The sequence below is a fragment of the Bacillus cereus genome (assembly GCF_025917685.1).
Lineage (GTDB): Bacteria > Bacillota > Bacilli > Bacillales > Bacillaceae_G > Bacillus_A > Bacillus_A cereus_AT.
This window is the reverse complement of the sequence record NZ_CP089518.1, coordinates 2,592,779-2,606,329: the sequence shown is the minus strand read 5'-3', so window position 1 is coordinate 2,606,329 and position 13,551 is coordinate 2,592,779. Positions and strand designations below refer to the sequence as shown.

Genomic DNA, 13,551 nt, shown 5'->3' with positions numbered 1-13,551 from the left:
AGATGAGAATTGGCGTTATTATGGGAGGAGTATCCTCTGAAAAACAAGTATCAATTATGACTGGAAATGAAATGATTGCACATTTAAATAAGAGTAAGTATGAAATAGTTCCAATTACGTTAAATGAAAAAATGGATTTAATTGAAAAAGCGAAAGACATTGATTTTGCATTGCTAGCATTACACGGAAAATACGGAGAAGATGGTACTGTTCAAGGGACGCTTGAAAGTTTAGGTATTCCTTATAGTGGTAGCAATATGTTATCTAGCGGTATATGTATGGACAAAAATCTTTCAAAAAAGATTTTACGTTATGAAGGAGTAGAAACACCCGATTGGATTGAACTTACAAAAATGGAGGATCTAAACCTTGAAGAGTTAGAGAAGTTAGGATTTCCGTTAGTAGTAAAACCTAACTCTGGCGGCTCCAGTGTTGGAGTAAAGATTGTCAAGGATAAAAATGAATTGATTTCAATGCTGGAAACTGTATTCGAATGGGATTCAGAAGTAGTAATTGAGAAGTATATAAAGGGTGAGGAGATTACATGTTCCATTTTTGATGGAAAACAGTTACCTATCATCTCGATTCGACATGCTGCTGAGTTCTTTGACTACAATGCAAAATATGATGATGCTAGTACAGTTGAAGAAGTTATAGAACTTCCAGCTGAAGTACAGGAACGTGTAAATAAAGCGTCACTGGCTTGTTATAAAGCATTAAAATGTAGTGTTTATGCAAGGGTTGATATGATGGTGAAGGACGGAATTCCATATGTAATGGAGGTTAACACATTACCAGGGATGACACAATCAAGTTTACTGCCAAAAAGTGCAGAGGCTGCGGGAATTAAATATAGTGAACTATTAGATATGATTATACAAACTTCATTACACGTTAGGAAAAATGAAGGTTTTTAATTTTGACACTTTTATAGATTGTGCTATGATGAATACGAAAATAAAATATTTATCCACTAGGGGGGCCTTTTATAGGCTGAGATCAAATGAAATTTTGAGACTCTTAGTACCTGATCTGGTTAATGCCAGCGTAGGGAAGTGGGAAAGACATTGTTATTTAATGAATAAATACTGTCAATTTCACTTTCTTTACGCCTGTAAAGAAAGTTTTTTTATTTTACAGCTTTAATAAATGGGATAAATACTTATATTTTATAAATTATTGGAGGGATTTAAATGACTTTTTCACAATCATTACGTAAAGAAGTAGATTCAATTTGGGAAGCAAGTTTTAATCATCCTTTTGTAAAAAAACTTGGTGAAGGTACGTTAGATTTAGCAAGTTTCCGTTATTACGTACTTCAAGATTCATATTATTTAAGTCATTTTGCTAGAGTACAAACTTTAGGAGCTGCAAAGGCTCTTGAATTAGAAACGACAGCTCGTATGGCGCACCATGCTCAAAATACATATGAAGCAGAATTATCATTACACGAGAATTTTGCTAAAAAATTAGGCGTTACGAAAGAAGAAAAAGATAATTTCCTACCTGCACCAACTGCATATGCGTATACTTCACATATGTATCGTGCTGCGTATGAAGGTCATTTAGGGGATATTATTGCAGCTATTTTACCTTGTTATTGGCTATATTATGAAATTGGTGAACGTTTAAAAGAGTGTCAGCCAGAAGAGCCAATTTATAAAGAGTGGATTTCTGCTTATGGATCAGATTGGTTCCGTACATTAGTAGAAGAGCAAATCACACGATTAGATACTATCGCTGAAAAAGTAACAGAGGCAGACCGTGAACGTATGAGACAACATTTTATTATTAGTAGTCAATATGAATATTCATTTTGGGAAATGGCATATACACTAGAAAAATGGCCAGTGAATGAAGAAGTTAAAGGTGTTATTTCATAAAGAGTATAGAAAAGGTATCGCTATATGAAGAGGCGATACCTTTTCTTATGTTTTATTTATGTAAATATTTTGTGAATTATAGATATAAAACAAAATAATCTATTATAATGATTTTGTAATATAAAAAATAACATAAGGAGGTAGTTATATGTTTAAGGGTAACTTTTTATTAATTCAGTTTTATAATGTATTATTTAAATAATTTGATTTATTTATTCCTGAAATATGCTTGGTTTAAATTTGATTCGTTTATGCTTAAAAATATTGGTGAATTTTCTAGTATTATTCATGATTAATATTAATTAAGGGAGGAAGTATTACTAATATGGAAAAATTACGGTTATTAACATTTAAAAATATAGTAGAACCCCTCTATAATGAGAAAGTATCGTATTTTTACTTTCCTATTGAATGGCTTGAGATTGTAGAGATACATTATAGAACATTTTTATTAACGAGTAAGTTAAAACTTGTAAATGAAAGATTGTATGATATGTTTTCTGATATATTATTCATTCAGCATAATCCATATATATTAAAGGAAGATACACCTTGGATTGTAGCAAAAGAACCAATGAGACAAGAACAGTTAGACTATATTTTTCAAAGTTGGTATGAAGTTATTCATGATTGGAAACCGAATAAATTAATAGATCAACCACATTTAGAATGGCAGTATGATTTAATTAGTAATTTACCAGTATTACATGATAAAAAAACGTTTCCTAAATGGGTACCAGCTCTTGTTACACATATCTTTTGCGAACAGCCTTTACGTATGAAAAATAAGAATGATGAAGAAGTATATTTTTCACCACTGCGATCCCAACATGTTTCTGAAGCGATGTCTGAGCCAATTAAGGATGAAGAAACACAGGATTATTTCGCTTATGTATATCGGTTTGAATACATAACTCGTGGAGGTGAAAATAGTCCACTATTAAAAGTATCAGTCGGAATTAGACGGTTTTATCAGCAATATAACCATAAAGATATTTCTATACTTTTAGGGCGAAAGCGAAGCCAAATACTTATTTCAACTCCTGAATTTGAATCAAATAAGAAAAAGCAAAGATTTGTAAAATTAAAAGTGCAACAAGCTGAAAAAGGAATAAAGTGGATTAAGCGTTTCAGAAATTTAAAAGATGAGTATAGGATAGGGGGAGAAGTTAAATTAGAACACATTCTCCAATGTCCAAAAGAGTATATTAGAGGAACAAATAAAAGAGTGCTTCTTCCATATAACGAAAACATATATAAAGTTCAAGGGACAAAAATAAAACTTGGTATAAAAGTAAGAGAAAAAAAGGAGCTTTTAAATGAATTCCAACTGACCTTCCCATATTTCACATTAATTCCAGAATGTGAAAGTGTATTAACGAATAATGAGAATGAGTTATTACCTTTAATTACCCCAAAGGAATTAGATTCAATTACGTTAGAAGTATGGTCAGATGATATAGTAATAGAGATAGAGCAAGCGTTATTAGATAGCAAAATAGTTTTAGCGCAAAATGGAGATTCCTCCTATGTATTAAATGCGGATTATCCGGTGTTGTTAAAAATAGTAAGATATAACATTGAAAAAGTATTACAAAATCCATATAGAATGCAATATAGCCATAAAAATAAAAAGGAACTTGTAGACGATGTTGTAAAAGCGGTACATGCTACAGCAGGAGAGCAAAATGGAATGAAACTAGCATTAATTGCACTAAAAACTTTTAATGGCCGTGAAAAAATTAATCCAAAGCAAATTATTAGGGAAGGATTCGTTCGAACGCAACGTATTTCAGCTTTTATTAATTTATTTATTGGACAAAGTGTATCTAAAAAAGAAATTATTACCGCTATTCTTAGTTTGTTAGAACAAAAGGGGTTCTTGAAGCGTAGTTGGAATAAGATAAAATTACCAGGTATAATTGTAAATTTATCAGTTGAAAAAATGTCTAAATATGATTTCTTACCTATTTTTTCAAAAATAAATGGGAGAGAAATATTATATAAATTATATGGTCAAGAAGAATGGGGTACAATTGATCATACTTTATTAAATATAGGTAATAATAAAGTGTTTTTACCACAACCATCAAAAAGGAATGATATAGGAGCCCACTTTAAACAATTTCTGTCAGAGACATTAGTTGAAATTTTACAAGATGCACATAAACAAAACAAAGAAGTTTATTTTGTTGTAGATGCAAATATGAGGAAACATTGGATAGAAGATTTGCGAAATAAAAGCGTTAACATTGAGGTTTCACCTGAAATAATCTCAAATTTTAAAGAGGATATAAAAATAATTAGAATTAATACTAACTCAGATGTACCGAATTATATTGTTAGAGACCAAAAGTATGTTATGGATGAAACGAGATTATTTGTAGATCAACTGGGAATTTACTATAGTACGGCTGCATACGAATTAAATTGTAATGAGATAACACAGCAGTACATACTCGAAATTATCCCGTTTGGTGTAAAATCTGAAGAGAGAGAAGAAATCGCCAAAATGATACATTACATGTGCTGTAAATCAACCTCGCTCTCAGAACAAAATATTTATAATACGTATGTAATGCATATGGCTAAATTAATTAAAAATTATACTACTGATATTGATTCAAGGGAGTTTAAAGAATTCAATGACGAATTAGATGAAGATGTAATAATTATGGAAAAAGAAAATGGATTGATATTAATATAAATAATAGTATACAAATCCTGTTAGTAATAATAAGCAGGATTTGTCATTTTTTATTGTAAATATAGCTATGCTTTGTCATGTATATTTTCGTTTTCATATTTACTTTATTTACTTTCGGGATTAAGATGTTTTTTAGAAATATCACAAAGGTTTTTCAAATATGATGAACTTTATATTTTGCGAAACTGAAAAAAATTTGAAAGGAATGGGGAATTGTGAAGAAATTAGATGTGCTATTAATGATACTGAGCGGCCTCTTTCCGGTTGCAGGTGTTATGAAGCAAGTCCCTTTAGAACAATCGTTATTTATTGGAGGATTATTATTTTTCACTAGTTTTGGAAGTTACTTTGCTAAAAAGATGTACTCACGAATATGTAGCTGGATAGCGTATGCACCATTTATTACATTACTGTTAGTCATTTGGAATCAGGATATTTCAACAAATTCAATAATAGCGAACGCGAAAATCGCTGCTTGCATTGCGTTAATTCCATGTTTATTCCGATTTCGTACATACGGGCTTACTTTGGGATTATTTTCATTATGGGCCGCTTTACTATGGGATATAAAAGAAGTACAGTCATTAATCATACTTGAGCGTATGATGAGTTTAATGACAGGCCATTACTTATATATTCTCCTTTTAGTTGGAGGACTTATATTAGGTGGATTACTTGCGATGTTAATACACCGTAAAGAGAAAGGCACTAATAAAGAAAATAATAATTTATTTAAGCAAAAAAAGAATCGTAAAAGGCTATCGTTTAAGATTCGTCTTCCAAGATTACCGAAACTTAAATTGAAATTATTTAAATTTCGTGGAAAAGTATCTAAACATAAAACACCAGAAAGAGTTCATGAGCGTAATTACGAAGAAACAGTTGCGAAATATGAAATGACAGAGCAAATAGAGCAATACAGTGAAGGCACTGTTCAAGGGCAAACAAGAATGGAACGCCGAAGAAGTAGATATAATGCATAATGAAATTTAGTAACCTCTTAATGATTTATCTTAAAATCGATTAATCATTAAGGGGTTTTTTATGTAATTAAATATAGGTTGCTAATGAGGGATTTATAGCATATTTTAAAGATAGGGACTTCAATAAAATAATGGGAGAAAAAATACTTATTATATATATGCTTGTATATTATTCTTAGTTAGTTTTTTGCATGTTTATTGGGCCTTCGGAGGTAGGTAGGGGATAAATAGTGTTATTCCAACTAAATGTGGAGAAAAAGCGTTTACGCCTCGTGGAAGAATGACATTATTCATTGTGTTACTATAGTATGGCAGCAATAATTTTATTACAACAAGCAAATGTTGTTCATTTTGCAGTTCCTCATGTAATAGTTCAAACGGGTTCCTGGATTTGTATGATTGTGTTTTTCATTAGAGTAATTGGTGAGTTTCATTATTTGGGTATCTTTAAACGAAAAAAGATACACACTTTGCTAGAATGGATACTATTTTATATATTCCTCTTTGTCTTTTTTATCTCTTACGTTTTTATTAGTAATAATCAAGTGAAAATATATGATACACTATAACTTACGTTATTTTAGTAATGAATAGAGGGATTTACATGATAGATAAAATTAAAAATGTTGTCGATGAAATGTATGAGGATGAAGCGAAACATTTACTGCAAAGTCTCCTTATACAATTAGATTTATTAGAAGAGAACTATAGTGAAGATACGATTAAACACTTGATGAGTATACCTAAGCAGCTGACGAATGATATATCCTATAAAAGAAATGTAAAAGAAAGTACACATATTCATATCACTTTCGATGAATCAACAGGCGGATGTTTAAAACATATGTTAAGTCAAGAAGAACTATTTGAAGAGAGTGTTGTTTCATTCTCTGAATTCTTTTCAATTGGACCGATACACCAATTACATACGAATAAAGGGCAACTAGCAAGACAGCAATGGTTATTAAACAATCTAACTACTTATGATGGTTATTTTGAAGAAGAATATCTAATGAATTTTATGGAAACTTTAGAAGAACTACATTCTATTCCAAATGAAACACCAATTACCATCTGGAAGGCGAATAACGCACATGAACATGTAGGCCTTTGTTTTGTAATGGCTCAATTAAAAGATAAGAAAAATATTCGTATAATTAATACATCTGAAGCGAGCAGAGAAATATTAAAACAAGAGTATGATATACGTGGAACGGGTGAATTGCCGCCCGAAAGTTTAGCTACTTTCATAAGGAATTCTGTAGAGTTATCATATTTAACTAAAGAGACTAGAGAAAAGTTTGAACATGAATGGGATAGTTTATCGAATAGTACAGAGTTATTAAGAATTTGGAAAGACAATGAAGTACATTCAGTGAAAGAAGACTATCTTGATCCATTTATGATTGAATGCGCAAAAAGAATAGGTGCGGATAAAGACTTCCTTAAAGCCCCGAGAGTAATTGGGGAAGTGCTTGGCCATGTCGAACAACTTGTGGGGGATACCTTTTTAGAATATCGCTTGAAAGCATTAGTTAAACAACATACATTTGAATTTGAAGGTTCACTAGAAGAAATGCGTTTTTATAGTGTGAAGTTGAGAAAATAATAAATACATTCCGTTTATGAAAAAGCTTGTAGTTTTAAAACTACAAGCTTTATTTTTTTAGTTGAATTTGGGCTATACATAAGCTTCCTATAGGTGTCATATCACATATGAATGTTAAAGGTAATGAATGAAAAGAAGGTGATTTATTAATATGTATAACCAACAAAACTATCCATATGATCAAACAATGTATTATAATCCACAACAATACGGATATGAACCTGATATCGAAGTTAGAGAGGTTGAACTAGAAGATTATCGACCAGATGATGCGGAAGATGCGCCAACGTCACCACCACCATCACAAGCTCCGTCTTTACCGTCAACATTTGCTTCGCCTGCACAAGCTGGCAATATGAAATCATGGATGTGTAACTGCTTAGGAAGATGGGGATATTTACGTTTACATCGTCCTGGGCCTTTCGGAAGAGACTTATGGTTCTTTCCGACAGAAGTTAGAAGAAACGGAGTCTCGGGATACACTTGGCAAGGTGGCCGACGTCGTAAAGTAAGTTACCGATATCAACAAATTAGTAATTTTATGTGCTTTGCATAAAGAAGAGTGAGAGAGTAGAAAGATTATACTTTCTCACTTTTTTATTTTTCAATATAGGAAGTAAGATTTTGATTAAAAATTTACAATTTTCACGTTTTTATTAGAGTATAATGCAAATGTTGGCTGGTTTTCAAAAAAAAATGAGAGTGAGGGAATACAATGTCAATGAAAAATAAAGTTGGACTAAGAATAGAAGATGGTATTAATTTAGCTTCAGCTCATTTTAAAGAAGATGCTTATGAAATTTATAAAGAATCAAGAAAAGTGCAACCTGTCCTATTTGTAAATAAAAATGAATTAGGTGCGGAGTGGCTTATTACAAGATATGAAGATGCTCTGCCACTTTTAAAAGATAATCGCTTAAAAAAAGATCTGGCAAATGTGTTTCCTCAAGATACAAAGAATATGTATCTTTCCGTTGACAATAGTGATCATTTAACTACGCACATGTTAAATTCAGATCCACCTAACCACAGTCGTTTACGATCTTTAGTTCAAAAAGCTTTTACACCGAAGATGATTACACAATTAGACGGAAGAATTCAGAGAATAGCGGATAATTTAATAAGTGAGATAGAGCGAAAAGGTACATTAAATCTTGTGGATGATTATTCATTCCCATTACCGATTATTGTAATTAGCGAGATGCTAGGAATTCCAAAAGAGGATCAAGCGAAATTTAGAATTTGGTCTCATGCTGTCATCGCTTCTCCAGAAACGCCAGAAGAAATAAGAGAAACTGAAAAGCAACTATCTGAATTTATTACATATCTTCAATATTTAGTTGATGTAAAGCGACAAGATCCTAAAGAGGATTTGGTCAGTGCTTTAATACTTGCAGAAAGTGAAGGACATAAACTTAGTGCTCCGGAACTATATTCCATGATTATGTTACTTATCGTAGCGGGCCATGAGACGACGGTGAATTTAATTACAAATACGGTATTAGCACTTCTTGAAGATCCTGATCAATTACAGTTATTAAAAGATAACCCAAAATTAATTGATTCAGCTATTGAAGAAGGATTACGATATTATTCTCCCGTTGAGGTTACAACTGCAAGATGGGCAGCTGAGCCTTTTCAAATTCACGAGCAAACAATCCAAAAAGGAGATATGGTTATTATCGCATTAGCTTCAGCAAACCGTGATGAAACAGTATTTGAAAACCCAGAAGTATTTGATATTACACGTGAGAATAACCGTCACATTGCTTTCGGACATGGTAGCCATTTTTGTTTAGGAGCTCCACTTGCTAGGTTAGAAGCAAAGATTGCTATTACTACTCTATTTAAACGGATGCCTGAATTACAAATAAAAGGCGATCGTGAAGACATTAAATGGCAAGGCAATTATTTAATGCGTTCTTTAGAGGAATTGCCTTTGACTTTCTAGAATAGTTAAAATGAGACATGCATACATTGAAAATGTTTTACATAGAGTATGTATGTGTTATTTAAATTCGAAACGGAAGGGTGAAAACATCCCAATGATCAACTAATTCTATTTTAAAAGATCTTCGTTACAAAAACGAAATATTCTTCTGAATAGGATTAGTATGTACATTTTTATAGAAAAGGGATGTATTTCACGTCGTGAAAATATAGTCTTTTCATATAGTTTGTGCTGCCTCCTGTTCAGTATGCGAAATAGGAGGCTTTTTTATGTCAACGACTGCAGAAACGAAACAAAATCATGGGGTATCACAAGTTTTAAAAAATCGATTTGTACAGGGAATTCTTGCATCAGCATTATTTTTACAAATAGGAATATGGGTTCGAAACTTTGCGGTATTATTGTATGTTATGGAAATGACGAAAGGTGATGCTTTCGCTATATCAATGATTTCAGTTGCTGAATTCGCCCCAATTTTTATTTTTTCATTCATTGGTGGAACTTTTGCTGATAGGTGGAAGCCGAAGAGGACAATGATATGGTGTGAAACGTTAAGTGCTATTTCAGTATTCGCTGTATTAATTACTCTTATGTTTGGAACGTGGAAAATCGTGTTTTTTGTGACGCTAATCTCTGCAATCCTTTCGCAGTTTTCCCAGCCCTCTGGAATGAAGTTGTTTAAACAGCATTTGTCAACGGAACAAATTCAATTAGCAATGTCTATATATCAAACGATATTTGCAATATTTATGGTGTTAGGGCCGATTCTTGGAACATTTATCTTTCACAGTTTTGGAATCTATATTTCAATCATCATAACAGGTATCGCATTTTTACTTGCGGCAGCTGTATTGTTATTTCTTCCGAAAGATCTTGAAAACGAAGCAGAGAAAAAAGAAATAACTCTATTACGGGAAATGATTGATGGTATTCAATATGTAAAAAAGAAAAAAACATTAACTTTGCTAGGGTTTTGTTTTATGGCAGCTGGACTAGGTATAGGGCTTATTCAGCCGCTTGGAATATTTATTGTGACAGAACAACTAGGGTTATCAAAAGAGAGCTTACAATGGTTACTAACAGTCAATGGTGCGGGGATGATTGTTGGCGGAGCTTTAGCGATGGTATTTGCGAAAAATGTGGCCCCGCAAAAGATGTTAATTATCGGTATGCTTGGTCAGGCAATTGGTATTGGTATTATAGGTTACTCCACAAATTTATGGGTGACACTTACAGCACAACTTTTTAGTGGTTTAGCCCTACCGTGTATTCAAATAGGGATAAATACACTTATTATCCAAAATAGTGATACGGATTTTATTGGTAGAGTAAATGGCATTTTAAGTCCACTATTCACCGGTTCAATGGTAGTAACGATGAGTATAGCTGGTTCATTAAAGGAGATGTTTTCATTAGGTACGATGTATGAGGGGACGGCTCTACTATTTGTTATTGGATTATTGTTTATTTTACCTATATACAATTTAAAGCCAGTAATAGCAGTAGAAAGTGAAATGAATGGTAAAGGAAGTGCTGTGCAACATGAATCCTAATCCAAATGTTAAATATCCAATTGAAGGAAATCAAAGCGTTCATTTTATAAAAAATACAATAACGAAATCTAATATACTTGTTGGTGACTATTCTTATTATGATGCAAAACAGGGGGAAACATTAGAAGATCGAGTATTATATCATTATGAATTCATCGGAGATCGTCTCGTTATTGGAAAGTTTTGTTGTATTGCATCTGGAGTTACCTTTATTATGAACGGAGCGAATCATCGAATGGATGGATTTTCGGCGTATCCTTTTAATATTTTTGGGAATGGCTGGGAGAAATTCACACCGGATTTGTCTGATTTACCGTATAAAGGAGATACAGTTATAGGAAATGACGTTTGGATTGGTATGGATACAACGATTATGCCCGGAATTAAAATAGGAGATGGTGCAATAATTGCAGCTAAATCTGTTGTGACTAAAGACGTCGCACCATATACAATTGTTGGTGGAAACCCTGCAAATAAAATAAAAGAGAGATTTTCAAATGCAATAATAGAAGAATTATTGCAAATACAATGGTGGCATTTTGACATTGAGAAGATAACAGAAAATATCGATGCTATTGTACGAGGAGATATAGAATTATTAAGAAGCTAAAAAGGTAATAAAAAATGCATGGCAAAGAGTATCATACCTCCGAATTTTGTTAATGATAATAGAACAAGGAGGTGTGATACTATGGCACAAGACGTTTTATGTGAAGTAAACAACTGTAAATTTTGGGCTAACGGTAATAAATGTAGTGCAGATGCAATTTATGTAGTAAGTCATAAAGGTAAACACGCATCTACAACGGAAGAAACAGATTGCAAAACTTTCGATCCAGAAATATAAATTTTTGAAGGGTAGCCAAATCGAGGTTGCCCTTTTATTAATTATAGTATTGATAATAAATCTCATTTTCATTCATTATTTTTTACTTTTCTTGTTATTTTTTATATTTTCTTCATAAGAGATATAATCCAATGTAATTCATGTTCAATACGTGATTTAGTAAATTCAACAACTTCTGTAATAAAAGGTGAGACAACGTCAAGGGATTGGATGGCTGTAAGTTGTTCTCGAAGCACGTTTTGGCGCGTAGTCAAAATTTCTTTTCTAGCCTCGTAATCAAGTTTTTCGAAGAGCGCGATACGCACAAGGAATTCAGTATTATTTGTCGCAATTTTTTCAGGAAACTCTCTTAGTATTTCATAAAAAATTTCTTCCCCTGTTTCAGTTATGTCGTACATATTTCGGTTTGGCTTTCCGACTTGTTTATGTATTTTTTTCGTTATAGCACCCATATTTTCGAAGCGCCGAAGAGCGGGATAAAGTGTGTTATGATTTAATTCGAAATTCTCACCTAACCGATTTTGAATATTTTTCTTTATTTCATAGCCGTGTTTTGGTCCTGTCGTTAATTCAGCTAGTAGTAAAATATCAACGTACATAAAAATCCCCCTTATATATTTCTCAAGTTCTCCAATAAAAAATCTTCTTTAACATATGTTAAAATAACATATGTTAGATTATACAACTTTGAACTACCGACCGAACACTTTTATTGTAAAAGAAAAGGGAGGAAAGAACTATGGCTTCGCCTGAAAATGTGATTTTAGTTCATGAAATTTCAAAGCTGAAAACAAAAGAAGAATTGTGGAATCCGTATGAGTGGTATCAATTTATGAGGGAGAATCATCCGGTTCATTATGATGAGGAGCAGGATGTATGGAATGTTTTTTTATACAATGATGTAAATCGAGTTTTATCAGATTATCGCTTATTTTCAAGTAGAAGGGAGCGGAGACAATTCTCAATCCCTCCTTTAGAAACTAGAATAAATATAAACTCTACAGATCCGCCAGAACACCGTAATGTACGTTCAATTGTTTCTAAAGCATTTACTCCAAGAAGTTTAGAACAGTGGAGACCTCGAATACAGTCTATCGCAAATGAACTTGTACAACATATAGGAAAATATAGTGAGGTTAATATCGTTGAAGAGTTTGCTGCACCTTTACCTGTTACCGTCATATCCGATTTATTAGGAGTGCCAACAACTGACCGTAAAAAAATTAAAGAATGGTCTGATATTTTATTTATGCCATATAGTAAAGAAAGATTTAACGATTTGGATGTAGAAAAAGGAATTGCGTTAAATGAATTTAAAACGTATTTGCTTCCAATCGTTCAAGAAAAAAGATATCATTTGACCGATGATATTATTTCAGATTTAATACGAGCTGAATATGAAGGTGAAAGATTAACTGATGAAGAAATTGTAACTTTTTCATTAGGTTTATTAGCGGCTGGTAATGAAACAACTACAAATTTAATAATAAATAGCTTTTATTGTTTTTTAGTGGATTCACCTGGAATTTATAAAGAATTAAGTAAAGAGCCTAAATTAGTTTCAAAAGCAATTGAGGAAGTGTTACGCTATCGATTTCCTGTTACATTAGCTCGGAGGATTACAGAAGATACAAATATATTTGGACCTTTAATGAAAAAGGATCAGATGATTGTTGCGTGGGTTAGTGCAGCAAATTTAGATGAGAAAAAATTCTCACAAGCTTCTAAGTTTAATTTACACCGAACAGGAAATGAAAAGCATTTAACTTTTGGTAAAGGGCCTCACTTTTGTTTAGGGGCACCACTTGCACGTTTAGAAGCTGAGATTGCATTAAGTACCTTTATAAATGCTTTTGAAAAAATAGAGTTAGCTCCATCTTTCAATTTAGAAAAATGTATATTGGAAAATGAACAAACCTTAAAACACTTACCTATTCGCTTAAAAACTCAATAAAACGTTCAACAAGGTACATTGTATTGTACCTTGTTTTTTATTTCTCAATTGTAAAATTTTAATG

Annotated in this window: 12 protein-coding genes, 1 pseudogene and 1 riboswitch; of the genes and pseudogenes, 12 read left to right on the top strand and 1 reads right to left on the bottom strand. The window is 32.3% G+C overall.

Going from position 1 to position 13,551, the window contains the following annotated elements; all coding sequences use genetic code 11:
- Positions 1-2: 2 nt before the first annotated feature.
- The 11 genes and pseudogenes from LUS72_RS13440 to LUS72_RS13390 all read left to right on the top strand — a co-directional run bounded on the left by LUS72_RS13440 (position 3) and on the right by LUS72_RS13390 (position 11,533).
- Positions 3-917, top strand: coding sequence for a D-alanine--D-alanine ligase (locus tag LUS72_RS13440; RefSeq protein WP_097829496.1), 915 nt, complete (start codon positions 3-5; stop codon positions 915-917).
- Between the two features lie 48 nt (positions 918-965).
- Positions 966-1,071, top strand: a riboswitch (TPP riboswitch).
- A gap of 122 nt (positions 1,072-1,193) precedes the next feature.
- A complete protein-coding gene (gene tenA / locus LUS72_RS13435; RefSeq protein WP_097829330.1) occupies positions 1,194-1,883 on the top strand; it encodes a thiaminase II in 690 nt (229 codons plus the stop codon).
- Positions 1,884-2,208: 325 nt separating this feature from the next.
- Positions 2,209-4,590, top strand: a complete 2,382-nt coding sequence (locus LUS72_RS13430; protein ID WP_264449039.1) for an RNaseH domain-containing protein — start codon at positions 2,209-2,211, stop codon at positions 4,588-4,590.
- A gap of 215 nt (positions 4,591-4,805) precedes the next feature.
- Positions 4,806-5,573 (top strand): DUF3959 family protein, encoded by a 768-nt coding sequence (locus tag LUS72_RS13425; protein ID WP_097829328.1) that lies wholly within the window; start codon positions 4,806-4,808, stop codon positions 5,571-5,573.
- Positions 5,574-5,727: 154 nt separating this feature from the next.
- Positions 5,728-6,122, top strand: a pseudogene (locus LUS72_RS13420) (DUF3995 domain-containing protein).
- Between the two features lie 55 nt (positions 6,123-6,177).
- Positions 6,178-7,182 carry a DUF1835 domain-containing protein gene (locus LUS72_RS13415; protein ID WP_097829327.1) on the top strand — a complete coding sequence of 335 codons (1,005 nt, stop codon included), beginning with the start codon at positions 6,178-6,180 and terminating at the stop codon, positions 7,180-7,182.
- A 151-nt stretch (positions 7,183-7,333) separates the two neighbouring features.
- Positions 7,334-7,738: a hypothetical protein gene (locus tag LUS72_RS13410; RefSeq protein WP_000282706.1), complete on the top strand. Its 405-nt coding sequence runs from the start codon at positions 7,334-7,336 to the stop codon at positions 7,736-7,738.
- Positions 7,739-7,897: 159 nt separating this feature from the next.
- Positions 7,898-9,133, top strand: a complete 1,236-nt coding sequence (locus LUS72_RS13405) for a cytochrome P450 family protein (protein ID WP_264449038.1) — start codon at positions 7,898-7,900, stop codon at positions 9,131-9,133.
- A gap of 269 nt (positions 9,134-9,402) precedes the next feature.
- On the top strand, positions 9,403-10,686 hold the full coding sequence (locus LUS72_RS13400; protein ID WP_097829325.1) for an MFS transporter: 1,284 nt from the start codon (positions 9,403-9,405) through the stop codon (positions 10,684-10,686).
- Positions 10,676-11,296 carry a Vat family streptogramin A O-acetyltransferase gene (locus tag LUS72_RS13395; protein ID WP_097829324.1) on the top strand — a complete coding sequence of 207 codons (621 nt, stop codon included), beginning with the start codon at positions 10,676-10,678 and terminating at the stop codon, positions 11,294-11,296. Before LUS72_RS13400 ends, LUS72_RS13395 begins: the two co-directional genes overlap by 11 nt.
- An 81-nt stretch (positions 11,297-11,377) precedes the next feature.
- On the top strand, positions 11,378-11,533 hold the full coding sequence (locus LUS72_RS13390; RefSeq protein ID WP_071746091.1) for a DUF1540 domain-containing protein: 156 nt from the start codon (positions 11,378-11,380) through the stop codon (positions 11,531-11,533).
- 101 nt (positions 11,534-11,634) lie between these two features.
- Here LUS72_RS13390 and LUS72_RS13385 read toward each other — a convergent pair whose 3' ends face one another.
- Positions 11,635-12,132: a PadR family transcriptional regulator gene (locus LUS72_RS13385; protein WP_097829323.1), complete on the bottom strand. Its 498-nt coding sequence runs from the start codon at positions 12,130-12,132 to the stop codon at positions 11,635-11,637.
- Positions 12,133-12,272: 140 nt separating this feature from the next.
- On the opposite strand from LUS72_RS13385, the gene LUS72_RS13380 reads away from it, so the two are divergent.
- Positions 12,273-13,487: a cytochrome P450 gene (locus LUS72_RS13380; protein WP_264449037.1), complete on the top strand. Its 1,215-nt coding sequence runs from the start codon at positions 12,273-12,275 to the stop codon at positions 13,485-13,487.
- Positions 13,488-13,551 lie beyond the last annotated feature (64 nt).